21 protein-coding genes and 1 pseudogene are annotated in these 24,768 nt (G+C 62.9%); 10 read left to right on the top strand and 12 right to left on the bottom strand.

Annotation, left to right across the window (positions count from 1 at the left end; genetic code table 11):
* Positions 1-159: 159 nt before the first annotated feature.
* From VXD91_RS24680 to VXD91_RS24665, 4 genes are read right to left on the bottom strand one after another with little or no spacing between them, the layout of a single operon-like run.
* Entirely contained in the window at positions 160-1,317 is a 1,158-nt protein-coding gene (locus VXD91_RS24680) for an acyl-CoA dehydrogenase family protein (protein WP_095795030.1), read from the bottom strand.
* Between the two features lie 36 nt (positions 1,318-1,353).
* The gene (locus VXD91_RS24675; protein WP_016895361.1) at positions 1,354-1,806 is read right to left on the bottom strand and encodes a MaoC family dehydratase; all 453 of its coding nucleotides are present in this window, start codon (positions 1,804-1,806) and stop codon (positions 1,354-1,356) included.
* Positions 1,803-2,684, bottom strand: coding sequence for an amidohydrolase family protein (locus VXD91_RS24670; RefSeq protein ID WP_095795029.1), 882 nt, complete (start codon positions 2,682-2,684; stop codon positions 1,803-1,805). The genes VXD91_RS24675 and VXD91_RS24670 overlap by 4 nt, the downstream gene beginning before the upstream one ends.
* Before the next feature lie 12 nt (positions 2,685-2,696).
* Positions 2,697-3,605 (bottom strand): SDR family NAD(P)-dependent oxidoreductase, encoded by a 909-nt coding sequence (locus VXD91_RS24665; protein WP_095795028.1) that lies wholly within the window; start codon positions 3,603-3,605, stop codon positions 2,697-2,699.
* Positions 3,606-3,753: 148 nt separating this feature from the next.
* On the opposite strand from VXD91_RS24665, the gene VXD91_RS24660 reads away from it, so the two are divergent.
* Complete coding sequence (locus VXD91_RS24660) at positions 3,754-4,167, top strand: MarR family winged helix-turn-helix transcriptional regulator (RefSeq protein WP_079630350.1); 414 nt, start codon at positions 3,754-3,756, stop codon at positions 4,165-4,167.
* Positions 4,168-4,345: 178 nt separating this feature from the next.
* Here the strand turns inward: VXD91_RS24660 and VXD91_RS24655 are convergent, their stop codons facing one another.
* Positions 4,346-5,941 (bottom strand): AMP-binding protein, encoded by a 1,596-nt coding sequence (locus VXD91_RS24655; protein ID WP_176470766.1) that lies wholly within the window; start codon positions 5,939-5,941, stop codon positions 4,346-4,348.
* 380 nt (positions 5,942-6,321) lie between these two features.
* On the opposite strand from VXD91_RS24655, the gene VXD91_RS24650 reads away from it, so the two are divergent.
* On the top strand, positions 6,322-7,569 hold the full coding sequence (locus VXD91_RS24650) for a helix-turn-helix domain-containing protein (RefSeq protein WP_346416673.1): 1,248 nt from the start codon (positions 6,322-6,324) through the stop codon (positions 7,567-7,569).
* 232 nt (positions 7,570-7,801) lie between these two features.
* Positions 7,802-8,977 carry a 4-hydroxybenzoate 3-monooxygenase gene (locus VXD91_RS24645; RefSeq protein WP_079630353.1) on the top strand — a complete coding sequence of 392 codons (1,176 nt, stop codon included), beginning with the start codon at positions 7,802-7,804 and terminating at the stop codon, positions 8,975-8,977.
* 82 nt (positions 8,978-9,059) lie between these two features.
* Here the strand turns inward: VXD91_RS24645 and VXD91_RS24640 are convergent, their stop codons facing one another.
* The 3 genes from VXD91_RS24640 to VXD91_RS24630 all read right to left on the bottom strand — a co-directional run bounded on the left by VXD91_RS24640 (position 9,060) and on the right by VXD91_RS24630 (position 11,688).
* Positions 9,060-9,716, bottom strand: a complete 657-nt coding sequence (locus VXD91_RS24640) for an MBL fold metallo-hydrolase (RefSeq protein ID WP_095795026.1) — start codon at positions 9,714-9,716, stop codon at positions 9,060-9,062.
* The gene (locus VXD91_RS24635; protein WP_016895352.1) at positions 9,713-10,798 is read right to left on the bottom strand and encodes an S-(hydroxymethyl)mycothiol dehydrogenase; all 1,086 of its coding nucleotides are present in this window, start codon (positions 10,796-10,798) and stop codon (positions 9,713-9,715) included. Before VXD91_RS24635 ends, VXD91_RS24640 begins: the two co-directional genes overlap by 4 nt.
* A gap of 143 nt (positions 10,799-10,941) precedes the next feature.
* Positions 10,942-11,688 (bottom strand): IclR family transcriptional regulator, encoded by a 747-nt coding sequence (locus VXD91_RS24630; RefSeq protein WP_095795025.1) that lies wholly within the window; start codon positions 11,686-11,688, stop codon positions 10,942-10,944.
* A gap of 89 nt (positions 11,689-11,777) precedes the next feature.
* Between VXD91_RS24630 and pcaH the strand changes: the two genes are divergently transcribed.
* From pcaH to VXD91_RS24600, 6 genes and pseudogenes are all read left to right on the top strand, one after another.
* Positions 11,778-12,542: a protocatechuate 3,4-dioxygenase subunit beta gene (pcaH, locus tag VXD91_RS24625; protein ID WP_095795024.1), complete on the top strand. Its 765-nt coding sequence runs from the start codon at positions 11,778-11,780 to the stop codon at positions 12,540-12,542.
* Positions 12,535-13,077, top strand: coding sequence for a protocatechuate 3,4-dioxygenase subunit alpha (gene pcaG / locus VXD91_RS24620; protein WP_095795023.1), 543 nt, complete (start codon positions 12,535-12,537; stop codon positions 13,075-13,077). The genes pcaH and pcaG overlap by 8 nt, the downstream gene beginning before the upstream one ends.
* Positions 13,074-14,303: a lyase family protein gene (locus tag VXD91_RS24615; RefSeq protein ID WP_095795022.1), complete on the top strand. Its 1,230-nt coding sequence runs from the start codon at positions 13,074-13,076 to the stop codon at positions 14,301-14,303. Before pcaG ends, VXD91_RS24615 begins: the two co-directional genes overlap by 4 nt.
* A complete protein-coding gene (locus VXD91_RS24610) occupies positions 14,300-15,082 on the top strand; it encodes an alpha/beta fold hydrolase (protein ID WP_025997249.1) in 783 nt (260 codons plus the stop codon). The genes VXD91_RS24615 and VXD91_RS24610 overlap by 4 nt, the downstream gene beginning before the upstream one ends.
* Positions 15,079-15,468, top strand: coding sequence for a 4-carboxymuconolactone decarboxylase (gene pcaC, locus VXD91_RS24605; protein WP_025997248.1), 390 nt, complete (start codon positions 15,079-15,081; stop codon positions 15,466-15,468). The genes VXD91_RS24610 and pcaC overlap by 4 nt, the downstream gene beginning before the upstream one ends.
* Positions 15,469-15,690: 222 nt before the next feature.
* Positions 15,691-16,260 (top strand): annotated as a pseudogene (locus VXD91_RS24600) (TetR/AcrR family transcriptional regulator); the annotation flags it as partial.
* Between the two features lie 353 nt (positions 16,261-16,613).
* Here VXD91_RS24600 and VXD91_RS24595 read toward each other — a convergent pair.
* The 3 genes from VXD91_RS24595 to VXD91_RS24585 form a co-directional block, all read right to left on the bottom strand.
* On the bottom strand, positions 16,614-17,576 hold the full coding sequence (locus tag VXD91_RS24595) for an antitoxin Xre/MbcA/ParS toxin-binding domain-containing protein (RefSeq protein WP_141245003.1): 963 nt from the start codon (positions 17,574-17,576) through the stop codon (positions 16,614-16,616).
* A 4-nt stretch (positions 17,577-17,580) separates the two neighbouring features.
* Complete coding sequence (locus VXD91_RS24590) at positions 17,581-17,934, bottom strand: antitoxin VbhA family protein (RefSeq protein ID WP_079630363.1); 354 nt, start codon at positions 17,932-17,934, stop codon at positions 17,581-17,583.
* Between the two features lie 301 nt (positions 17,935-18,235).
* Positions 18,236-18,496, bottom strand: coding sequence for a helix-turn-helix transcriptional regulator (locus VXD91_RS24585; protein ID WP_079261756.1), 261 nt, complete (start codon positions 18,494-18,496; stop codon positions 18,236-18,238).
* A gap of 1,057 nt (positions 18,497-19,553) precedes the next feature.
* Between VXD91_RS24585 and VXD91_RS24580 the strand changes: the two genes are divergently transcribed.
* Entirely contained in the window at positions 19,554-21,731 is a 2,178-nt protein-coding gene (locus tag VXD91_RS24580) for a TniQ family protein (protein ID WP_095795019.1), read from the top strand.
* 239 nt (positions 21,732-21,970) lie between these two features.
* On the opposite strand, the gene VXD91_RS24575 is transcribed toward VXD91_RS24580, so the two are convergent.
* Positions 21,971-24,643, bottom strand: coding sequence for a TniQ family protein (locus tag VXD91_RS24575; protein ID WP_095795018.1), 2,673 nt, complete (start codon positions 24,641-24,643; stop codon positions 21,971-21,973).
* Positions 24,644-24,768: the final 125 nt, after the last annotated feature.

Genomic DNA, 24,768 nt, shown 5'->3' with positions numbered 1-24,768 from the left:
CAGGATAAGAACTCATCGCTGGGGAGGTCTTTGATCCGCGAATCCGGTTCCGACGGATACCGATTCGATACTCGGCTCAAGCCGAGGAAACGATCTGCCGGACCCATCCGAGATCACAACCGCGAATCACGACCTGCCCGCTGCGCCTACGGAATCCGATCACAGACCCATGTTCTTGGCGATGATCATCTTCATCACCTCGCTGGTGCCACCGTAGATCCGGTTGACTCGACAATCTGCGAATATGCGCGCGATCGGATACTCGACGACGTATCCGTAGCCACCGTGCAACTGCAGGCATCGATCGACCACTCGTGACGCCACTTCGGTGCAGAAGAGCTTGGCACTTGCACCGTCGGCCGGCGTCAGTTCATGGGCATCGTAGGCCTCGAGTGCACGGTCGATGACCGCTTCGGCGGCGTCGACCTCGGCCTGGCATGCAGCGAGCTCGAACTTGCTGTTCTGGTAACTCGCGAGCGGACGTCCGAAGACCTGCCGTTGCTGCACATACTCAGCGGCAAGCCGCACAGCGGCCTTTGCCTGAGCATATGCCTCCACGGCGATCGTCAATCGTTCCCGAGCAAGGTTCTGTCCGAGATGCGCGAAACCCTGGTTCACGTCGCCGATCAGGTCTTCGGCGGGAACTACGACATCGCGGAAGGACAGCTCCACGGTATCGATCGAGTGCTGCCCGATTTTCTTGAGCTTGCGGCCGACCTCGAAACCCGGTGCGGTGACGTCGACTGCCAGCAGCGAGATGCCGAACCGGCGATCCCCGTCCTTCGGCGGTGCAGTGCGGGCGCAGACGATGACGCGATCGGCACGAGCACCGCCGGTGATGAAGGTCTTGGCGCCATTGAGCACAAAGTGGCTGCCGTCATCGGAAAGCGTTGCCGTCGTCCGCATCCCGGCTAGATCCGACCCCGTTCCCGGTTCGGTCATGGCAATCGCGAACATCGTCGTACCCGCCACGAAACCCGGCAGCCACCGCGCCTTCTGCTCTGCGGTGGTCAACTCGAGCAGATACGGCAGGCAAAGGTAGATATGGGCGCCCACACTGCCGAATGTCACTGCCGCACGGGCACTTTCCTCGATGATAATGGCTGCGTACTTGAAGGAGTCGACGCCGGCGCCACCATATTCCTCCGGCACTTCGATGCCCAAAATGCCCAATTCGCCCAGACGCTGGGAGAACTGGCGCGGGGTGACACCGGCGTCCTGCCATTCCTCATAGACGGGCACCACCTCATCCTCGATGAGCGAGCGGACCATTTTCCGAAACGCGTCGTGTTCGGCGCCGAATACGGTTCTCTGCATTTCTTTTTCCTCGGGACTCGATCAGCGTCGGTTGGGTCAGGGGTAGAAACGAAACACTGGCTGAGCGATGCACGCGGGCTTGTCCGAGCCCTCGATATCGATGCGAATATCCGCACTCAGCTGCACACCGCCCCGGTCGACCTGCGTTACGTCGACGAGAGTGCCGGCCGCGCGGATGCGGGCTCCGGCCGGAACGGCGGATGGAAAACGCACCTTGTTCAAACCGTAGTTGACCTTCGTACCCACCCCTGCGACGTCGAGCAGGTCGGACCACAGCGGGATGACCAGCGACAGCGTGAGGTACCCATGTGCGATGGGTGCGCCGAACGGGCCGTTCTTCGCGCGTTCGGGATCGACGTGGATCCATTGATGGTCGTCGGTCGCGTCGGCGAAGGTGTTGATCCGACTCTGATCCACGGTCATCCAGTCGGTCGTTCCGAGGTCGGACCCGACGAGTTCGCTGAGTGCGTCGAGCGTAGTGGTGATCAAGATTCCTTGCCTTCCGTATCGAGATTGAGCACGCGTATTGCGTTGTCTTTGAGGATTTTTGGGATCACGTGAGGCTTCATTTCCAACGTGGCGAAGTCGGCCAGCCAGCGGTCAGGTGTGATCATCGGGTAGTCCGAGCCGAAGAGCACCTTGTCGGCCAAGAGCGTGTTGGCGTAACGCACGAGTTGAGGCGGGAAGTACTTCGGAGACCATCCAGAAAGGTCTATGTAGACATTCGGTTTGTGGGTGGCGACGGCCAAGGCCTCGTCCTGCCATGGAAAGGACGGGTGCGCCATGATGATTCGCAGATCGGGGAATCTGACCGCCACCTCGTCGAGCAGTATCGGATTGGACAGCCCGAGGCGGATGCCGCCGCCGCCGCGCATATTCGCTCCGATACCTGTCTGACCGGTGTGGAACAGCACAGGCACGCCGTACTCCTGGGCCACTTCGAGCAACGGATAGGCCGTGCCATCGTCGGGTGCGAAGTTCTGGATGCTGGGGTGGAGTTTGAGCCCTCGCACTCCGTGCTCTTCGATCAGCACTCGCAGTCGGCGTGCGCCGGCCCGGCCTTTGGCGGGATCGATGCTGGCGAACGGGATGAGCACATCGGGGTGCGCGGCGGCGCCGGCGGCGATCTCCTCGTTGGAGAGTGCCGGATGCCCGGTGAACGCCTCGATGTCAACGCTGAACAGGACGGCGCCGATCTGGCGCTCGCGGTAGTACGCGGCGATGGCGTCGATGTTCGGCTTGACGGTCTCAGCGCCGAAATACTGCGTCGAGGCCGCGACGAACTCGTCCGGCAGCGACATGTGGCCGTTGCAGTCCACCTCGACGTGGACGTGGACGTCGATGGCCTTGAGCTTGGTGGGATCCATGATTCCGGTTTCCTAAACGGCGGCCGGTTCCGGCAACTGCTCGCCGACCGTCTGCAATCGGGGCTCGAATACGGTGGGCCAGGCCTCTGCGATCGCGTCGGCGGTCCACCCTCCGTCGGCGTAGGCGGCGACGATCTGCTCTGGGTGAGACCACAGGGACAGGCGATCGCCCCCGATCCCAATCGCCTGGCCGGTAATCTCACCCGCGGCGTCAGAGGCCAGGAACGCGACGAGACCGGCCGCGTCCTCGGCCGTGCCGAACCCGAGCGCCCGACGCGCGAACGGGGGCATGGGATCTCCCTGGCGCGCCATGTCTACGTAGTGCTTGAGAGCGGGAATAGTCTCGGTCATCGCGGTAGCGGCCACGGGCACCACCGCATTGACGGTGATGGCTGCGCGCGAGAGCTCCATTGCCCAAGTTCGAGTCATGCCGACGATCGCCGCTTTCGCGGCCGAGTAGTTGGTTTGACCGAAGTTGCCGCGCTGTCCCGCCGGCGATCCGATCAGGATCAATCTGCCGCCGCGGCCTTGTTCGCGCATACGGATGGCGGCGGCTCTGGCGCAGGCGAACGTGCCGCGGAGATGAACCGCGATCACGGAATCGAAGTCATCATCGGTCATCTTCCAAAGAACTTTGTCCCGCAGTACACCGGCGTTGCTCACCAGAATGTCCACGCCCCCAAACTCATTGACGGCGCGATCGATGAGCTGCTGCGCTGCCTCGCTACTTCCTATGGCAGCGACCTCTGCGACCGCAATGCCCCCCGCCGCTCGGATCTCATTGACTGCCTCGTTCGCAACCTCGGCGTCGATGTCGTTCACCAACACCTGAGCGCCCGCGACGGCCAACCTCTTCGCATACGCGAGTCCGAGCCCACGTCCACTGCCGGTCACGATCGCGACCTTGCCCTCGAGATTCATTTGCACTCCTTCCTCGACATAATTGATGAGAACATCAATGATTGTAAATGTCAATGATTGTTCAGTCTGCGCGAGACATGGCAGACTTAGCTCTGGAAGGAGGCCTGTCATCGTCGCTGCACGCCCACGGCGGACTCGCCCCGCCGCCTTGTCGGAGGACCCGGGATTCCTGCTCGCTCGCGCCGGCGGACAGGCGATCCGCCAGCTCAATCGCACACTGGAGCACTTTGGCGTGCGGAGTAGGCACTACACAGCACTCGTCGCGGTCAAAGAACGCGAAGGGGTGTCTCAGCGCGAGCTCAGCGAGATCCTGGACATTGACCCCAGCGCGGTTGTCGCCGTGATCGACGATCTGGAGCGCGCGGGTTACGTCAGCCGCACGCCCAACCCAGACGACCGGCGTACCCGAATGGTGGTGCTCACCGCCGCCGGCCGCGCTGCGCTCGCCAAGATGACACACCTATCCGCGGCTGTCGACGAGCACATACTCTCCGCATTGGAACCCGGCGAGCGCGAGCTGTTTGTCGATATGCTCTGTCGCGTCGCGCGACTCAAGCCATAGCAAGGCGCGAGGCCGGCCGGGTCCGAAGCCAGCGGGGTCGTCGCCCCGGACTACCCTGTGCCTACCTGCCCGCGGATTAGCCGGCAGACACGCCAAAGCCCATGGGGACAACGCCTTTCGACTACAAGCCCCAGAAACATCACTTGACGAGATGATCGCGCAGTCTTGAGACTTCCGTTCAGAGCCTCAGCTCGTCGCGGGCTATCATCGCCGGCTCTTCGATTGGGAGGTCCCTCAGCACGCGGCGAAGGATCTTGCCCGCGGGCGATTTCGGAATGCGGTCGATGAACGCCACCCGTCGAATCTTCTTGTAGGGCGCAACGCGCTCAGCCACCCACGCGATGATCGCGTCTGCATCCGACGGGCCGGGGTCGGCGGCGCTATGCACCACATAGGCGGTCGGCAACTCACCTGCAACGCGGTCCGCCAATCCGACTACCGCTGCATCCGCGATCTGTGGGTGCTGCAAAAGCAAGGCTTCAAGTTCTGCGGGCGCAACTTGATAACCCTTGTACTTGATCAACTCCTTCAGACGGTCGACGACGTAGAAGCAACCGTCGCGATGCTCGACGACGTCTCCGGTCCGCAGCCACCCCTCAACGATCGTGGCGTCCGTTTCCTCGGGAAGCCCCAGATATCCCTGCATGATCTGCGGTCCTCGAACCCAGAGCTCGCCAGCGCTTCCAACACCGACGTCTTCGCCCGTAGCCGGGTCGACGATCCGGGCGGTCGTGCCCGACAGAAGGTGACCGACACTTCCCGCCGGTATCGCGACAAACTCATCCGACGGCGCGCCGTGGGTCCCCGGACTGGCCTCAGTCATGCCGTATCCCTGGCGGATCCGAATTCCGGTTCGCTCCTCGACGCGCGCGGCGAGTTCCTCATCCAGCGGGGCTGCCCCGGATATCGCCCTCGTCATCGACGTCAGGTCGTACTGGTCCACTTCAGGAGCCGTCGCCAACGCCAGGACGAGTGGCGGTGCCAAGTGTCCGAGCGTGACACGGTAGTTCTGCACGACTTCCAGGTAGCCACGAAGATCGAAGCGCGGCATGGTGATCACCGTGGCGCCCGCAAGAATCGCGGAGTTCAGTATCACCGTGAATCCGTAGATGTGAAACAGCGGCATCGCCGCGCACACGACAGCCTCGGCATCCAGCGCCCAGCAATCATGCAGCTGTATCAGGTTGGCGACCAGGTTGCCGTGACTTAGCATGACCCCCTTGCTGGTTCCGCTGGTACCGCTCGAGAATGGCAGCGCCGCAAGATCATTCGTCGATGCGGGCTGGTAGGAGATCGCCGGTGCCGACGAGAGAAGAGCACGAAAGGAGCGTGTGTCGGCAGAGTCGTCGAACGAGTAGCAGGCCTCAACCTGGGTACCCACAACCGCTTCGGCAAGCCAGCCGCCCCCGGTTGCCGCTACAACGGCTTTCGCGCCGGCTGTCGCCAGCTGCTTTCCGATCTCTGAACCGTTGAGCACCGGATTGATAGGGCTGACGACAGCCCCGGCCCGCAGGATCGCATAGACGGCCACCGCATACATCGGCTGGTTGTTGCTGATCAGGGCGACTACGTCACCCGGACGAATTCCGTCCTTCAGGAGCCCGCCGGCCGCGCGCGCGGACATCTCGTCCAGCTCGCCGTAGGTCAAAGTGAGGCCGCTGACCGCATCTATCACCGCGGGCTTCGACCGGCGCGAATCCACATCGGCCAGTACAAAGTCAGCGAGATTGATTGTGGGCACGTCAATCTCGGGGATCGGCGCGGAGAAGATCATGCACATCCTTTCTTGGCTGGCCACCACACGCTGTTGCTGTTCAGAACTTCCCTGGCGGCCGGGCACGCTGGCGTCAACGTCGCCAGTGCGTTGGAGGTTGAGTAGTTGTCGGTGTCAGGCGTGGCAGTCGCGACGTCGTCGAATCGGGTCACGACTCAACAGTCATCTCGGGCGAGTAAAGACCGGCTGCTCCGCGCAGGCTCTGGCCAACACCGACTCGATGTCAGCGGAGAATGGATCGTATCGCTCAGCAAACTGGACTACGGGACCGCCCCGCTGCGACTGAGGCACGTCGGTTGGTTTCGCCATCGATCCTCCTCGGCGGTTGGGGCGCACGCCATCGCATTGACAGTAGGAGGATGTGTCGTCGGGCACATCGGATGATCACGCCAAGTTCGTTTGACCGAATTGGTCGGATCAACCAATCGCGGGGCTACGGTGAGAAGATGGATGGCCTCCGCGAAGCCGTGCTCGAGATGATGCGTGATGTCGCCGAAATCGGCGTGCAGGCGGCCGAAGTGATTCTGCGCGAGGTTCCCGAACTACGCGATGCCAGCGCCGAGATTCAAGCTGCCATCCGCACGGTTCCGGGGGCCGAACTGTTGGCCAGCTTCGACGCCATGGTGCGCGCTCTGCCCCGGGAAGCGATGACACCATCGACAGAAGTGGTGGAGGCCACCCGCCTCATGGCACGGGCCAGGATTCCGCTGCCGGCGGTGCTGCGGTGCTTTCGGGTGGTGCAGCCGATCATCTGGCAGTCATGGTCGGAGGCGGTGCGCCGAGCGTTGCCGGATAGCCGTCAGCAGTCCGTGCACGATGCAGGCGCAGCGTTCATGTTCACCTGGAACGACCGTTCGTCGGAGGTGATCGCCCAGGAGTACCAACTCGAACGCGACCGCCTGGCCCACGCAACGTCAGCGGCACGAGTCGACCTCGTCGAAAGGCTGCTCGCTGGTGCGCCTTCCGATCCAGAGTCGACACGACGCACCCTGGGCTACGCGATTGAAGGCGTCCATGTCGCCGCCGTGCTGTGGACCGACCACGGCGCCGACGTCGACTCGCTCTTGCGGTTGGAGCGTGCCGCGACTCGGCTGTCCGGGGAGCACCGACCATTGCTCGTCCCGGCCGGCGCGCACACCATGTGGGCGTGGATGCACACGCTACAAACGGTCGGCTTAGAAGCCGACGTGCACGCCGCCATCGGCGACACCGGCACGGGTCTGATCGGATTTCGTGACAGCCACAACCAGGCCCTGCAAGCCAGACGCGTGGCTGAGCTGATCCCCGGTATGCCTGGCCGGATCATCCGGTTCGCCGACGTCGAGGTCCTCAGTCTGTGCACCGTCGATCCCGACCGCGCCCGCGCCTTCGCCCGCCGAGTTCTGGGCGACCTGGCGGGCGATGGGGACATTCAGGCGCGGCTGCGCGAAACTTTGTCTACGCATTTCCAGACGCGCTTCAACCAACGTGAGACCGCGCGCCGTTTGGGACTGCATCACAACACGGTGATCTATCGGCTACAGCAGGCAAACGCCGCACTCGGTCGGCCAGTGGATGACGATCCGGTCGCGGTGGCACTGGCGTTGCGGCTAGCTCAGCTCCTCCCTGTCACACCAGCCCAATCCTGACATCGAATCCGGTGGCCCTGGTGTCCATCCAGCTAACACCTGCCCGGAGCCGGCCGCTCGACGAGAGATGGGTGTTGGCTGTTTGCGCCACCACACTACCTCCATCGCCGTTCACACTGGTCGTCCAGAAAGGCGTTCTACCGCTTGGGAAGTGGATCGACACTTCTCAAGGACTTTCGGTCAGTGAAATCCGGCGATAGCAGATCCACAACCCTTGTCGTTCACTTACCGCATGCGAACCCAAGTTGCCATCATCGGCGCCGGGCCGGCCGGCATGTTGCTGTCACATCTGCTCGCGGCTGATGGCGTCGAGTCGGTGATCATCGAATCGCGAACCGAGGACTACGTTCTCGCCCGCATCCGTGCCGGAATCCTGGAGCATTCATCGGTAGAGTTGCTTCGCGCGGTCGGCCTGGGTGACCGCCTGGGGCGCAACGGTATCGAGCATCGCGGAATCTACCTGCAGACGCCATGCGAACGGCAGCATCTCGACTTCGTCGACCTCGTCGGCCGCAGCGTATGGGTGTACGGGCAGACCGAGGTCCAAAAGGACCTCGTCGCCGCGCGCCATGCCGGCGGCCAGCAGATCATCTATGAAGCCGAAGCGGTTCAGGTGCACGACATCACCTCGGACCAACCGTATGTCACTTTCACCGTCAACGGCGTCGATCAACGTGTTGGCGCCGACGTAATCGTCGGCTGCGACGGCTCGTTCGGCCCCAGTCGTGCTGCCATTCCCGAAACCGTCAAACAGGTCTGGGAAAAAACCTATCCATACTCATGGCTTGGCGTACTCGCCGACGTCCCTCCGTCGACCGATGAACTGATCTACGCTTGGCATCCCGATGGCTTCGCAATGCACTCCATGCGTTCCGAGACCGTCAGCCGTCTGTACCTTCAGGTTCCCAACGGGACCAACATCAATTCGTGGTCGCACGAACGAATTTGGGACGAGCTGTCGAAGCGGCTCGAAGGAGACATCGGTGACTGGTCTTTGAAGACCGGCCCGATCACCGAATGCAGTGTGCTGCCGATGCGGAGCTACGTCCAGAGCCCAATGCGTTACGGGCAGCTGTTCCTGGCCGGCGACGCCGCTCACATCGTTCCTCCGACCGGAGCCAAAGGGCTCAACCTCGCCATAGCTGATGTTGCGCTCCTCGCCCCCGCCCTGACCGCCTTGGTGAAGAAGCACGACCCGAGACTGGCCGACACGTACTCACAGACGGCATTACAGCGAGTCTGGCGATGTACACATTTCTCCTGGTGGATGACGAGCATGCTGCACATCAGCGGTGACCCATTCGATGCGGAGTTGCAGCAGTCCCAGCTCCGCTGGGTATTCAACAGTGCGGCAGCCGCGACGGGGCTGGCCGAGAACTACGCCGGGCTTCCGCTGACCACGGTCTGAACAACGGCGCACCGAACACGAATGAGGGACGGCCCGAAGCTTTCACGGGCCGTCCCCATTGCATAATTCAATGCGGCTACGCCTAATGGCCGCGGGCAATCCAATCCTCCAAGTACGGCGCTTCACCGCCGACACTGGTCGAGTCTCCGTGGCCGGTGTAGACGTGAGTGTCGGCGGGCAGCGTCAAGATTCGGTCCCTGATCGACCCGATGATCGTCGGAAAATCGGAGTGGGACCTGCCGGTCGCTCCGGGGCCACCGGAGAACAACGTGTCACCAGAGAACAGTGAGTTCGCCTCTGGCAGATACAAGCACACCGATCCTGGTGAGTGGCCAGGCGTATGAATCACATTCAGGTGTGTGCCGGCGAACCCGATGCGCTGGGTGTCGTCCAGTGACATGAACGGCCGGTCCGAGTGCACTGCTCGCCAGAGCATGGTGTCGGCAGGGTGCAGCAGCACGGGCGCGTAGAGATTCTCTCCGAGTTCTGCGGCTGCGTTGATGTGGTCGTTGTGTCCGTGGGTACAGATCACCGCGGTGACGTCACGCCCACCGACAGCCTCGCCGATCGTCGCCGCGTCATGGGCCGCATCGACGACTATCACCTCGGTATCGGTGCCGATCAGCCATACGTTGTTGTCGACGTCCCATGTTCCGCCGTCAAGGCTGAAGGTGCCTGAGGTGACGACGCGTTCGACGCGAAGCCCTGCCTTCTCGGCCACCACGGTCGCTGCGCTCACAGCACAACCACCGAGCGGAGCACCTTACCCTCGTGCATCGCCTGGAACGCCGCTTCGATGTCGTCCAACGTAATGCGTTCGGAGACAAAGCGTTCCAGCGGTAGGCGCCCCTGTTGGTACAACGACACCAATGTCGGGAAGTCGCGCTCTGGCAGGCAGTCGCCATACCAAGACGACTTCAACGAGCCGCCGCGGGAGAACACATCGACCAGCGGAAGTTCCAGCCGCATATCAGGAGTCGGCACCCCGACCAGAACTACTGTGCCGGCAAGGTCGCGGGCATAGAAGGCCTGACGCCACGTCTCGGGCCGGCCCACGGCATCGATCACAACGTCGGCGCCGAAGCCGCCGGTGAGCTCCTGGATTGCCGCCACAGCGTCAGCCTCGGCGGCGTTGACAGTATGCGTGGCACCGAATTCTTCGGCCCACTGCAGCTTTACGGGATCTCGGTCGACAGCGATGATGGTAGACGCGCCCGCCAACCGAGCACCGGCAATCGCGGCGTCACCGACACCGCCGCATCCGATGACTGCCACCGAGTCACCGCGGCTGACACCGCCGGTGTTGACCGCGGCGCCCAAGCCGGCCATCACGCCGCAACCCAACAGACCGGCGACCGCAGGATCAGCGTTGGCGTCGACCCGCGTGCATTGCCCCTCGTGCACAAGAGTTTTCTCGGCGAACGCACCGATCCCTAGCGCTGGGGTCAGAACTGTGCCGTCTGTCAAAGTCATTGGCTGTGAGGCGTTGTGGGTGTCGAAGCAGTACTGTGGCCGGCCGCGTTTGCATGCCCGGCACTGCCCACATACCGCCCGCCAGTTGAGAACCACGAAATCCCCGGGTGCTACCAGGCTGACATCGGGGCCAACTGCTTCAACGACACCTGCTGCCTCATGGCCCAGGAGAAACGGAAATTCGTCGTTGATTCCGCCGTCACGGTAGGTCAAGTCCGTATGGCAAACACCGCACGCGGACACCTTGACGACGACATCATGGCCGACGGGGTCCGGAACAATGATGTCGACGATCTCGGTGGCTGTTTTTGGCTTGCGGGCGATGACTCCGCGGACTGTGCTCGACATTCATGTTCCTCGCATTTGGCGGGCGCGCAGGGTGCACGCGTCTTTACGTGCCTCACCTTGAGTCCGACACAGCAAGCAACGCAACACCGGCCTTTCACTGGCCGAAACAGTGGGGCCCGAGTGGTGGCACAAGGCCGTCTGAATTAACTCAAACTTCGCGAAATACCCTGTGCAGCAACATTCAATGCTGACACGAGCCGTAACTTGTCGCGGTTGAGACTGGGTACTACTACGCCCAGCGCGGCGACGACATCGTCGCCGCGGTACACCGGTACCGCGACTGAGCAGGCCCCGAGTGTCATCTCTTCGACAGTGGTGGCATACCCATCCCGGTGGACCCGGGACAGTTGGTTGCGCAGCACACCACCATGGATGACGGTGTGCGCGGTGAGTCGAGTCAGATGGGCGAGCACCTCCGTCCGGATGGCTTCGGGCGCATGGGCCAAAAGGACTTTGCCAACCCCAGTGGCATGCATGGGGAGTCGTGTTCCGATCTTGCTGACCACTGGGACGGACGCGTGTCCGGATAGCCGTTCGATATACAAGGCGTTCGTTCCCTCCCGGACCGCCAAATGGACTGTGGCGAGCGTCGCGCCGTACAGGTCATGCAGGAACGGGGAAGCCACCTCCCGCAGGCCGGTTTGCATGGGGGCCAACAGGCCGACGTCCCACAAGCGACGCCCGATCACGTAGTCCCCTGACGATGTTCGCGTCAGCGCACCCCATCGCTGTAACTCGTTGACCAGCCGGTACGCGGTCGGCACCGGCAGATCCGCCCGTCGGGCCATATCGGTCAACGACAGGCGACGATGCGCCGCGTCGAAGGCACCCAGCAGGGCCAGCGTGCGCGATGCCACCGACACGCCCGGCTTCGAGGCATTGCCTGCCACGGCACCTCCTCACATCTGACCGACAAGCTTTCACTGAGTAAAAGCGTACCCTCGGCTTCTCTCAACGGTTGCGGTTAGCGTCAGCACCCATGACAGCTCTAACGGACGTCACGGCGCTGGCGTCCCAGCAGGAAGTCTCAGCGGAGATCACCGCATACCACCGCTCGTCCGAAGTGGCCCAACCGCAACTGGATTACCCGCCCTATCGGAGCAGTGTCCTGCGGCACCCGCGCAACCCGCTGCTGTTGACCGATCCTCACGAACTCGAGCTTTCAGGGCCGTGTTTCGGTGCGCGGGATGTCTCTGCGCTGGACGCTGATCTGACGATCGGACATGCCGGAGAGCCGATCGGTGAACGCATCATCATCACCGGACGGGTCACCGACTCACGTGGCCGCCCCGTCGCCGGCCAACTTGTCGAAATTTGGCAGGCAAACGCCGCCGGCCGCTACATCCACCAGCGCGATCAGCATCCCGCCCCGCTGGACCCCAACTTCACCGGCGCGGGCCGCTGCATCACGGATTCTGACGGCACCTACCGATTTGTGTCGATCAAACCGGGGCCATACCCGTGGCGTAATCACCACAACGCCTGGCGACCCGCACATGTTCACTTTTCTCTGTTCGGCACACAGTTCACTGAGCGCCTGGTCACTCAGATGTATTTTCCCGGTGACCCCCTATTTGCGTTGGACCCGATATTTCAGTCGATCACTGATCCGGCCGCGCGCGGCCGGCTGGTCGCCACATATGACCACGACCTCACTCAACCCGAATATGCCACCGGCTACCGCTTCGACGTTGTGCTCGACGGAGCCCGCCGCACCCCTTCCGACGAGGACACCCATGTCTGAGCTTGCCGCGACTCCCGGCCAGACCGTCGGCCCGTTCTTTCACTACGGACTTTCTTATCGTGGCGACAATGAACTTGTGCCTTCTGGACATCCCGGCGCGATCCGATTGCACGGCACTGTCTTTGACGGTGCCGGAGAGCCTGTCCCGGACGCCCTCGTGGAGGTTTGGCAGCCAGACAGCGCCGGCACCGTCATCGATGCCGAGGGCTCGCTGCACCGCGATGGGTGGACGTTCACGGGCTGGGGCCGCGCGGCCACCGACCCGACCGGTCATTACAGCTTCACCACCGTCGCACCCGGCGGGCAGATCCCATACTTCGCTCTCGCCGTGTTCGCACGTGGTCTGCTCGACGCCTTGTTCACTCGGGCGTACCTCCCGCACGCCAATCTCTCCGACGACCTGCTCACCCGACTCGAGCCACATCGGCGACAGACGTTGATCTGCCAAGCCGAAGACGGCGGCTATCACTTCGATATCCATCTGCAGGGGGCCTCCGAGACCGTGTTCCTCCGTCATTCCAGGGTGCGTGCATGACCAACCTGTTGTGGCCCGGCGATCACCGCGCAGAACGGTTCCTCACCGACGCCGCGGTGTGGGAGGCGATGCTGCAGGTTGAGAACGCCTGGCTGCGTGGCTTGGCAGACAACGGATTGATCCCGCACGCTGCTGCCGACTGCGATCTCTCCGGTTTGGTTGATGAATCCGACCGGGAATCGGTGACCACCGCGTCGGACGACGGGGGCAACCCAGTCATCCCGTTGGTCGCATTGCTGCGACAACGCGCACCAGAGGCTACTCGACGCTGGATTCATCGCGGCCTCACCAGCCAGGACGTCATGGATACCGCCCTGATGCTGACGTTGCGCGACGCGCTGCGTCGGCTCCGCACCGAGCTCGCCAACCATGTCGGCAGCCTGGCAAGCCTGACCGCTGCGCACCGTCACACGCCGATGCTGGCGCGGACTCTCACCCAACCAGCCATTCCAATTACGTTCGGCGTCAAGGCAGCTGGCTGGCTGTGCGGCGTCTGCGACGCTGCGAAAGCGGTTTCCAGTGTACGAACGCCCGTTCAGATCGGCGGCGCAGCAGGCACTTTGGCAGCGTCGACGGAAATGGCTGCGCTCGTGAAGGGCAGCGCGCAGGGCCCCGCGACTGCGCTGGCCTTGTTGGAGTACATGGCCGACGACCTTGAACTCGACAGACAAATGCCGTGGCACACCCGTCGAAGCCCCGTCACTGCGATCGGCGACGCACTCGTCGGGTGCACCGACGCATGGGCCCGCATCGCTTCGGATGTCTTGACGCTCAACCGATCAGAAATCGGCGAACTCACCGAACTCCGGGAGACCGGTCGTGGCGGCTCCTCGACAATGCCCGACAAGCACAACCCGGTGTTGTCAGTTCTCATCAGGCGCGCCGCGCTGACAGCTCCCGCGATGGCCGCGGCCCTGCACACCGCAGCCGCGTTCACCAACGATGAACGAGCTGACGGAGCTTGGCATGCGGAATGGGACACCGTACGCATCCTGGGCCGGCGGACACTGATCGCCGCGTCCCAGGCCACCGACCTACTGGCAGGATTACAAGTCGATTCCGAGCGCATGGCCGCCAATCTGGCGACCGCCGCGGTATCGGGCGAACAGGATGCCATCGCCGCCCTATTCGGAAAGCATTCCACACCAACCTATTTCGGAGCATCCGATGCGATCATCGATCACGCTCTGGATCGTTCACGACAATGTCTCGAGGACCTTCGATGACCCTCCCGGCTCTCACCGCGGTGGACTTCGGCGGCCCAGAGGACGCCCCGTTGCTCGTCCTCGGACCGTCACTCGGCACATCAGTGGCAGCACTGTGGTCCAATGCCGCCAGGCTCCTGGCCACCCGTCATCGAGTTATCGGATTCGATCTTCCCGGGCACGGTGGGAGCCCGCCCCCTGTCGAGGCCTTCACGATGGCTGACCTGGCTCACGCCGTCGACACTATCGCCATGTCATACGAGGCCGGCCCCTATCACTACGCCGGGGTCTCTGCGGGCGGCGCGGTGGGTTTGGAACTCCTTCTCGACCACGAGGACCGGATTGCCACTGCCGCCTTGATCTGCACCGGCGCCAAGATCCGCACCGCCGAAGCCTGGAGCGAGCGAGCACGTAACGTGCGCCGCAATGGGACTTCCGCAATGACGGAATCCGCTCGTATCACCTGGTTTTCGGCAGGATTTCCGCTGCGCGATCCCGACACTGCCGCCGCGCTGCTCGAGTCGCTGAGGGAAACAAACGCTGAAGGCTACGCGGCGACATGCGATGCACTCGGACAGTTCGACGTCCGAGATCGCCTGACCACGATTGGAGGCGACGTCATCGCGATCGCAGGCGCAGAGGACATCGCCACCCCACCGTCGTCACTGCTCTATCTGGCCGAACACATACCGCGCTGCGACTACCTCGAAATCGCTCAGACGGCACACCTGGCACCGGCCGAGCAACCCGAACTCATCGCACAGGAACTTCTCGCACTCACTCAACGGAGCCCGGCATGACCGACCAATTCGACCGGTACCAAGCCGGAATGTCAGTGCGCCGCCAAGTATTGGGTGATGCCCATGTGGACCGTGCGAGCGCGCGCACCACCGAGTTCACAGCCGACTTCCAGCGGCTGATAACTGAGTACGCGTGGGGATCGATCTGGACGCGCCCCGGGCTCGACCGGCGGTCACGCTCGATCATCACCCTCACTGCGCTCATTGCGCGAGGGCACCATGAAGAGCTGGCCATGCATCTACGCGCGGCACGCACGAATGGACTGACCGATGAAGAAATCAAGGAGGTACTGCTGCAAACGGCGATCTATTGCGGCGTACCCGACGCCAATACCGCGTTTCGTATCGCGCAGGACACCCTGTTCACCAACGACGCTGACGAATGAGCCGGCCGTCAACCTGATCGAGCACTTCCTCGACCTTGAGCGCGACGGGCCACACGGTGCCCGCATGGACGACATCGTTCGTCGCGCGGCCGGGGCTGGGCATCTCCTGGAGCAAGTTCGGTGACAGCCAGATCGAGGACCGCCCACACAGCGCGCAGCTCGGAACGTGGCCGGCGGTCGCCGGCGGGGCCCGCCCCGTGCGGTACGAGCGACCGCGCGGATTCTCCGTGGTCGCCCCGCGAATCCGAACTCCTTGCGATCACACTGGAATTGCTCGAAGAACACGGATACGACCGGCTGTCGGTGGACTCGGTGGCGACCATCGCACGGGCCAGCAAAGCCACGTTGTACCGCCGCTGGCCGACCAAAGCCGAACTGGTAGCGGCCGCCTTCGTCGAAGGCACGCGTCAGTCTGTCGTCGACCCCGACACCGGAACGCTGCGTGGTGACCTGCGGCAGATCGGCGAAGCCATTCGGATACACATCGGCGCCCATGCCGGGGCCCTGCGCGCCATCCTCGTCAAGCTCCCACGCAGCGCCAGCCTCGCCGACCTCGTGCGGCAGCAATTCCTCGACCAGCCAAGGGAATCGATCCAACGAGCGCACGCCCGTGCCGCCGATCGCGGCGAGGTAACGGGTAACGCCAGCAAAGAGCTCTGGGACCTGCTCCCCGGTTACCTCATCTACAAGACGGTCCTCACGGGCCGAGCGCCGTCGCGGCGCGCGGTGCAGCACCTTGTCGATACCGTACTGATGCCCAGTCTCACCCGAGTCGACGCGCCAACGGTCTAGTGGGTCCGCCATCGCCTGGCGGTCTGGGTTACCAAGACCCGCACCGACTCCGACTGATCGCGGTTGAGCGCATCGACGGGCGTTTGGCCGTTCAGCTGATGAGCCGGCGTCCTCAACCCTCGTGGTTCAATTCTTAGCCTGGAACTGGAACAACGGTTGGCCTTGACGATCACCATTTCATGAGCCACCCATAGAAAGTGTTGATGATCAAGGGTTTAGCAGGCACCTTCAGTATCGACGCTGACCGCTAGCGGCAATCGAAATGACGAGGCGCTAGCCCCGGGTGGACACGTCTGGAGACTATGGCTACCCGCGGTCCTAGGCTAGTTGGATTGCACCTTGTTCAAAACTAACTAGTCGGCACAGTCGGCGTTGTAACGCGGCCGCCATCGACCTGCGGTTCGGATCGCCAAGAGCCGCACGACCTGGGTCTCTTGGCGCTTGAGCGCGTCGACCGGCGTTCGGCCATGCAGCTGGGTGCTCGGCGTCGTCATCCACAGGGCTACTTGCCAGCGGTCATCAGTAGCACTCGAAAGGATAGCCAGGATGTCGGCTAGGCCGGGCAGCACGGTGCCGTCTTGATCAATTTGGAAGGTGGGGAACACCAGTGTGCCGTCGCTGGTCATGCATCCGAGCAGTTGATGGCGACGGGCTCGATGCTGGACGGCATCGGTCGAGATGTCCAATCGGCGGGCAACTCCGGCCACGTCGTAGAACGGACCGATCAGCCCGTTCCATTGATCGAGCGACGAAGTCAGGTTGTCTTGCACTTGAGCTGCGACACCGTCCGCCATGCCTGGGCGGTCGCGGTACTGACTGATACGCACGGCGAGTCCGTTGTCGGTGATCTGCCGACTGAGTTGAGCATCGGTGATTTCGCGGTGCACATTGATCGCTTGCACGACTCCCCCGCTTCCGGCTGGCCTGAACTCCACATTCGTGCCGTTGGCTACGACCTCGATTTGAGTAGCCAGCTCCACTAGTCCTGTCAGGGTGAGAATCAGGTCGGTACCGGCCAAACGTATTCCAGACAAGGCGATTTGGTGTGCAGTCGCCGACTGCTCTCGCCGCCCAAGAACTACTACGCCGGCGGGAACGGCGTTGGGATTCAGTGCATTCGGGGATTCAGCTGCGCGTTCGGGCTGTTGACGCAGGACGTCGGCGATCTGCTCCGCTCCGAGCTTAAGCAGCCCTTCTGCCAGCGCCACGACATCGGCGCGTGCGGTTCCCCTGGCAACAATGGACCGGGCGATGTCGACTGCGACGCGTGCGGCCTCGTCCGGGTCGCTGTTGTCGACGATGTCGCGGATGCTCACGGCATCACTGACCTAAGCCTAGGCTTTCAAGAATTTCGGCCCGATACTGTTCGCCAGTGATTCTTCCCATTGCCAAGTCGCCTAGCCGTGCAACAGTTTTCGCGTCGGGTACGTACCCCTCAATGAGGCTGTTGGCTACCGCGTCGTGCACCATCCGGCGTTCTCGTGGTGGAAGGGCCGCGAGAATCCGCTGATACGCAGAGGGGGAAACTGCGCCGTCCGGAGCGACAAACACTGCCGGATCGTCGCGGCGCCGGGTGCGCGCGACAGCGCAAACGCGTTTGGGCCGGCTACCGTCATGTGCCGACGGTGGATCGCCGAGGACGTCGCGGTCGTCGGGTTCGAAAGGATCGGCCATGGTCTCAGCGTGCCACGTCGGTCCCGATAAGTCGCGTGTTTGCAGGACTCCATTTTCACCACTAGTAGTGCATAATGATTAGTGGTGGATCCAGGCTGTGGCTGGTCCGAAGAGCCAGTGTGCGGGGCGCGAGCTGGCCGCTCAGGAGAATGTAGTAGAAGCCCTCGAGTGCCCAGCCGGGTCCACCCCAAAGCGCTTGGCGCAGATGCGGGATTGCGCCATGGACACCCGGATCGGGTTCGAATCGGCGTGTGCGATTGAGCTTAGCGCTCCTGCTGCCGAGCAGCGCGCGTCGGAACCATTACCGGATGCCCTCAACAAGCTCGGCGGCGGTGACACCGAGCGCCTTGGCAATGTCGAACAGTCGCTCGTGCAAGATTCCGCGCCGACCGTGCTCAACATCCATGAGAACGTTGCGCGAAACGCCAGAGAGCACAGCGAGCTGTTCGAGAGTAAACCCGCGGTCGATCCGGTGTTTATGAATCTTGAGGCCGACCTGCCGACGGCGACGTTCCCATGCAGCGACCCGTTTCGGGTCGTTCTGACTAGGACGCGTCGGCACGCCCTCTAGTAGCTAACGCCGACGGCCCAATGTCAGCCCTACTAGTAGGTCTTTCTTTTTCGGCGGACGATAGAGCAAGGCCCGTGTGCCGACGAGTCGTGATTCCGGGTGCCGAACTCGATCCTTGCCGTGTCAGCGGCCCACGAGGTAGGGGCGAGGCGCCGCAGGTTGTCGGCTCTCGTTGCTACTGTGACGGATATGCAGGTAATGCGCGTCTGCGAAGTGTGCGATACCGAGGTGGTTCTCACGCCAGACCAAGCGGATGAACCGGGTTGGCACTACCCGCCGAAAATGGGAGTGGCCGGTGTCATCAGCCCGCGCACATGCCCTACTCGCCTGATCATGCATGCTCACATCCCTAGGCAAATCGCGAAGATCGAACGGATCCGCAGGGAACCCGACGACGTTGTGGTCCTAACAGTGGCGACGCACCACCACAGCGAAGGCGCGGCGACTCGCTGTGACCAGTTCGAGTCGAGCATTACCGTTCTGAAATTGCATTCGACCAAGATTGCACCACTGATAGCCTCGTGATCAGATGCGACCCTCAGCGCCTTCTAAAGAGCGTCAACGTGACCGGTTACGCGAAGTGGCGGCTAGTAGCGGGGCCAGCGAACGGTAGCTGCCACCGCCCCAAAAGCTGTCTCCGCAAAATTGCCGATGTAACCATGCGGTCCCACCCCCAAGCCTGCCCATGCGCCCTCCTTCGAGGACAAGAACAACGCGCCTTCGAGGACAAGAACATTGATGTCAGAGTTCGCACGCCTGGAAGCACTACTAGTACAGCCTCAGGACCATTTTGACAGCTATTCGACAGCCCGACCCCTTGCGGACAATCGGCGCGCGACGGGATGACAGGACGGGGGGCCTGCCATCTTTTGATCAGCGCTTCACGGCCGCGATATCTTGCGCGGGCGGCTAGTTGGGGATGTGTGGCGCCGCCCGCTCGTGTCACCTTGCGCAACGAGGAAGCGCCCGATGGCTTCCCGGAACGCCCCGCAGAGTAGCAACCTTCACATTCTGAAATTTGGCACTACTAGTAGTGCACAATATCAGAATGGCAGGGCATGCATTTGCCGCCGACGATCCACCCTCGCACGGCAGTTCCGAGCTGGGTGCCGCCCAGTTGCGCACCATTGCAATCCGTACGCTGCCACTTCGACTACCGCCGGTCGCCGGCGAGAGCATCGAGTCTTGGCTGGAGGCCTTGGCCAGTCGCTGCGGCGCGACGTGGGGTGAGCTCCTCGCGGCGGTTGGGCTGCACGGCGAGAGCAATCGGGTTCGGGTCGCGCATTTCACGGTTTCACCGACAGGCGAGCAGCTGGCTGCAATCAGCTATGCGACAGGCGTCGCGGCCGCGGCAATCACAGCGATGACCACCTCATCGCTGTTCGAGACGGCCACCGCCGGTGCGGCGACTGCAGGCCCTTTCGCGCTACCCCGTTCGCGATTCTGTCCGAAATGTCTCGAGGACAACGGCGGGCGGTGGCAGCTGTGGTGGAAACTGCGGTGGGCGTTTGTTTGCCCAATACATCGTTGCCTGCTGCTCGATGCCTGCCCCCGCTGCTCCGGTGACCAGCGCCGACGGCCGCTGCCGAAGAGTCTTATCCCGCGCCCTGGGCGCTGCACGTGCCGAGCCCCAAACAGCTGGGGTCGTAGTCTGCGACGCTGCGAGGCGCTGCTGTCAACCGCTCCTTCGCTGGAGTTGACTGAGAACCATCCAGCTGTGGTAGCGCAGGACTACATGCTGGCAGTCATAGCGGCAGGGTTAGTTTCGGCGGGAATGTACGCGGAGTCTCCGGTGTCGTCGCTGCAGTTCGCCACCGACATCACGGTGCTGGGCCAGCAGATCATGCGCTATGCGCACGCCGACGACATCCGACGACGAGTACCCGCAGATATATGGAACATCCACGAGGACAACACCGTCCGGCCGAAACAGGCCGATCAGATCGGAGCGCTATGGCTAGCTCACGATTGTTCTGCCACGATGGCGGTAGCGGCATGTGCGGCACTGCCAGTTCTCCAAGCTTCCGATGCGACCGTCGGTGGCCAGCGTCTGCGGTGGCTGATTGGCTCGATGCGCACCAAAGGGACGTGGGCGCACACGACGGCTATCGCCTGGGATCGCGAGGTAAGCACGCCGCTGCGCGAAGTCCAATTACGTTCTGTGAGATCGTTTCTCGGACCGACGGATCAGCTGCGGAACCGGGCTTGGGCTCGGCACCCGCAGCGACCCGACCGCAACCGTTCGATCCTTCGATCGGTTCCGGCATCGCTGTGGCCATGGTGGGCCGTCCCGATCAGCGGGCCGGGGGTGGGGTTGGCCCATGTGCGAATGGCGTTAAGTGTGGCGCTGCTGCTAGTCGGCTCGCGCATCGGCATCCCGTTGGCTTGCGCACAGTTGGGGCCAGTGACCACTGCCCGCGAAGTAGGTCGGGTCCTCGGGGTTCTGTCGTCCAAAGATGATTGGGAGACAACGGCATCAATGCTGACCAGCCTGGCGGATGTGCTCGAAAGCGGTGTGTGTCCGATTGACTACCAGCGGCGCCGCGAACTGGTTAACCAGGAGTTGCTGACCAGTCCAGGGTGGCGTCGTGTCTGCAAGGAAGCACAGACATCGGCCGACGATCCGACCCGGGCGCGCCTGTGCAATTGGTGGCTGTACGAACGTCTCACGGGCACTTCGGTGGGACGCAGTCCCGCTACTTCCGGAGGGACACACATGTGGCGACTGTTCGCTGATCTGCCAGCCAGCCTGTCCCTCGAAGAAGTTCTGGCCTTAGACCAGTTCGGTCGAACGTACTTGGACGCACACGGGATGGCCCATGAACCGCTGCGCTGGCAGCCGCCCGCGGACGCGCTCGGAGTCCCGCCAGATCGCGAAAGCACCTGGCACGGGGTGGATATCGAGCGACTGCACCATTTGATCCGGGTCAACAAGCTCTCAGCCGCGATGGCTGCGTGTGCGCTGGACGTTCCCGTCGATATTGTGCGCCAGACTCTGAACGAGCATCCCGCGCCGCATCAACCCCACGCAGCACGCGGAACCGTCTTGGCGATCGCGCGTGCGGAGCTGCCGCGCGATCGATTCATCGAACTGTATCGCCATCGGGGCCAGTCGCTGTGGGAGATTGCGATGCTCGCAGGTGTCTCACCGAGCGTCGCTGGGCGCCTCGCGCGGGAGTACCGGATTCCGATACGGCCGCCGCGCAGCCCGCGGGCGCGCCAGTAAGCGCTTGATCCCCACCTCTACCGCTGCGCCCGGCGCCGACAGGTGCTGCAGATCTCCATGTGGTTCCTCAGCCGGATCTACCCCACCGTCGCTGCATGCGTACCGCAACGGCCGATCGACATCAGTCACGCATCAGCACACTGCGCGCCGAAGGATTCGTTCAAGAGCAACGCATTTCGCGCTCTCCATAGTGAACGCCCTCGGCAGATGCGACGACGCTATCGCCGACAACAACACAATCAGGGGCCGCCGGCGGCCGCGAGACGCATCACCGCCTGCCGTACCTTCTTCCCAAAAGGCGTTACGCGCATGGGTCGCCTGTTGTGGCCGCGGTCGACTAACCGGCCGCCGAGGTCACGCTCTAGACGTTGCACTTGAACAGACAAACATCCCGAGTGCAAGCGGAGTTCGCGCGCTGCGATACCGAAGCTCGGGTATCGAACGATGTCGGCGAAGCGCTGCAACCGCTCCCAGCCACCTACGCCAGCCAAGGCCGGCTTCAGAAACCGCGGGATTCTCCTGTTAGCACGTAGCTCCACAACAGGGTGACGCTCCAGTCGCCGAACCGGGATGCCGTTTCGTTTTGCCCACGTGCTCAAGCCGGTTCGTGAGACGCCTAGCTCGCGGCAGAGCTCGCCTAGGGACCTTCCCTGTTCGACATGTTGGGTGTGGAACCATTTCCGGTCGATTTGAATCTTCCCATGCTTGCGAACGGGAATGCCGTAGTCGCCCATCAGCTTCTCGATCGTCGAGGTGCTGACATCGGCCTGCGCGGCCAGACACCTAAGACTCTGTCTCTGCTCGGCGTACAGATCGACAAGACGACGACGAGGAAACGTTGTCACGGCTCTCCCATAGGACGTCCCCCGATGTGCGAAGCGATGTTCCCTGTGACGCGTGACGCGATGCTCTTTGCGGCGGGTGGAGCGAGGTCTCCCACGCTTACGGATGGGGCCGCGGAGGGCGGGCTGGCGTTCCAGAACACAGCGGACTGCATCGCTGGTGATCCCGAGGTTGTTGGCGGCTTCCGCAATGGTGATCCGCCGCCCGCACACCATCTCGTGTAATGCGACGGTATCGATGGTGTCGATGTCGATGCCGGGAAGAGCTACGCCGGCAAAGACGTGGTGGGGTGGCTCCCACCAAACAGGCTCGTCGGTAATACCCTGGCCGGCAAGAAAATTCAGCGCATACTCATCGAGTGCGTCGAGCAACTCGGGTGTCAGACGCTCGCAGAAACTCAGGATATGGGCAGCGGTACTCTCGGCTTCGCGAGGGACGGGCATCGGTATGGACGGTGACCCGGTGATTCGTTCTCGCAGGAAACCGCGGGCGATCACCGCACCTTTGGGCGTGGTGAAGTTGGCACGCGCGGTGCGAGCCCACTCCTCGTCGGGAAGGAATGCCGTGTAGTCGAGTTGACGACGCCGTTGATAGTCGATCGGCGGAGGGAAATTATCAAGGTAATCGGCGAGTCTGATCAGAACAGACCGGATGCCGCTCCACTCTGGCGCTCGCTTGAGTCTGCGGAGCACGCTGCTTACGGTGCCGGTTGTGGTCGCGTTCCCGAGAGCTGCGACGGCATCGGCGATGGTGGTGGTTGTCCCGACGAGATGCAGAGCCGCCGACAAGGCGAGGCGTGGATGACGCTGGGACGGGCCAGGTGGGCACATTATTTGCGCGAAAGCTGGCCACAATAACGCTGGAATGGCACCACAGCGCCGATCGACGCGGGTGGTGTTGCGGGCCGGGCGGCCGGGCAGTGGAGTCCCGATCCGACAACGCAATTGGTCAACGGCCGACAGTTGCACACCACGTGAGGCCGTGCTCACAGCACGTAGCACGGGGCTTGCCGACCCGCTGGGCCGGTCTTTCACCGGAATGTCACGTTGCAGCTGCCTCTGGTCCACATTCAACGCGGCCAACGCATCCGCAGCTGCATCGATGGTCGAGCACTTCAGAATGTTGAAGGCGGCGGTCGCGACGACGGCGGTACGGACCGCTGGGGCCGGATTCGAGATGAAACCCTTTAACCTGCCATGCAACACAGGAAACTTCGCCTCTTGCGGCAGCATAGTTGCTTGATACTCACCTGCCAGATCAGCAGCGACGACGGTGTTGAGATCGTCGATGTTGACGGCGTGGACGATGGCGTTGCCGAGGGCACGAATGTCGGCGAGGACGGCGACTGGCGGTTGGGGGTGGTCGACGTACAGGCCGAATTCGGCAACGTCACAGTCGATCAGCCGGTCGACGGTGGTTTGAGCGACCAGCGCCGGGTGCTCTGCGGGGAGAACAAGTACGGGCGCTTGGGTCAGATCAGCGTCGCAGGGCGGCCGCCATGTGTGCGGCGTTCCAACTACGGGGTTGGCACATCGCCCTGGATGTACAACTGAGTTTCCGGCTCGGTAGCCGTAGCGCTGAACAGCGCCACAATGCGGGCAGCGATCAGCCAGCAAGCAACGATGACGTAGGCAGGCGAATGTCCACATCAGTCGCCACCGCAGGAGCCACGATCCACCTGTTGCCGCAAGGCAGCTCGGGCAGAACCGAGATCCAAACACGCGCCCCCAGGGACCTGCACCCGTGAACCGTCCAGTGTCATCGATGCCGACAACGGTGCTGTAACGAGACAGGGTCATGCCACGGACTTGCTGAGGTGTGCAGCCGGACGCCGTGGCCACCGCCGCGACTTCGGCATCGGTGAGTTGGCGGTTGACATACAGCCCGAGGCGCGTGAATGGCGCTTCGAAACCCATCGACTCATAGATTTCGCGCAAGGTGACGCCGTAACGGGCGGCGATGACCTCCAGCCACGAATCTAGTGATTCCCCGGGTAGCGGCGCGGTGCGCAGCGGCAGCGTCCGGACCGTGGCATCAGCGTGTAAAGGCGTTGTCGCGCTAGCAGTCACCTCGAGGTCCGATGCTTGCTAGGAGGAAGGTTGATCTGGGATTTTCCGCATCGCGCATGAACTGGCGTCTTCGTTCACGGATCGCGCACATCGAAAACGCGAGAAATGGACGTGGTCGTTGCCGC

The sequence above is a fragment of the Mycobacterium sp. SM3041 genome (assembly GCF_039668335.1).
Taxonomy (GTDB): domain Bacteria; phylum Actinomycetota; class Actinomycetes; order Mycobacteriales; family Mycobacteriaceae; genus Mycobacterium.
The sequence above is the reverse complement of the archived record's forward strand: the minus strand, read 5'-3'. Positions and strand labels throughout refer to the sequence as shown.

Bases quoted from the DNA above. Each gene is read 5' to 3' on its own strand.
- VXD91_RS24635 (WP_016895352.1), bottom strand. From the start codon at position 10,798: ATGTCGAGCACAGTCCGCGGAGTCATCGCCCGCAAGCCAAAAACAGCC.
- VXD91_RS24615 (WP_095795022.1), top strand. From the start codon at position 13,074: ATGACCAACCTGTTGTGGCCCGGCGATCACCGCGCAGAACGGTTCCTC.
- VXD91_RS24645 (WP_079630353.1), top strand. From the start codon at position 7,802: ATGCGAACCCAAGTTGCCATCATCGGCGCCGGGCCGGCCGGCATGTTG.
- pcaH (WP_095795024.1), top strand. From the start codon at position 11,778: ATGACAGCTCTAACGGACGTCACGGCGCTGGCGTCCCAGCAGGAAGTC.
- VXD91_RS24590 (WP_079630363.1), bottom strand. From the start codon at position 17,934: ATGGCCGATCCTTTCGAACCCGACGACCGCGACGTCCTCGGCGATCCA.
- VXD91_RS24670 (WP_095795029.1), bottom strand. From the start codon at position 2,684: ATGGATCCCACCAAGCTCAAGGCCATCGACGTCCACGTCCACGTCGAG.
- VXD91_RS24580 (WP_095795019.1), top strand. From the start codon at position 19,554: ATGGCAGGGCATGCATTTGCCGCCGACGATCCACCCTCGCACGGCAGT.
- VXD91_RS24610 (WP_025997249.1), top strand. From the start codon at position 14,300: ATGACCCTCCCGGCTCTCACCGCGGTGGACTTCGGCGGCCCAGAGGAC.
- VXD91_RS24680 (WP_095795030.1), bottom strand. From the start codon at position 1,317: ATGCAGAGAACCGTATTCGGCGCCGAACACGACGCGTTTCGGAAAATG.
- VXD91_RS24655 (WP_176470766.1), bottom strand. From the start codon at position 5,941: ATGATCTTCTCCGCGCCGATCCCCGAGATTGACGTGCCCACAATCAAT.
- VXD91_RS24650 (WP_346416673.1), top strand. From the start codon at position 6,322: ATGATCACGCCAAGTTCGTTTGACCGAATTGGTCGGATCAACCAATCG.
- pcaG (WP_095795023.1), top strand. From the start codon at position 12,535: ATGTCTGAGCTTGCCGCGACTCCCGGCCAGACCGTCGGCCCGTTCTTT.
- pcaC (WP_025997248.1), top strand. From the start codon at position 15,079: ATGACCGACCAATTCGACCGGTACCAAGCCGGAATGTCAGTGCGCCGC.
- VXD91_RS24665 (WP_095795028.1), bottom strand. From the start codon at position 3,605: ATGAATCTCGAGGGCAAGGTCGCGATCGTGACCGGCAGTGGACGTGGG.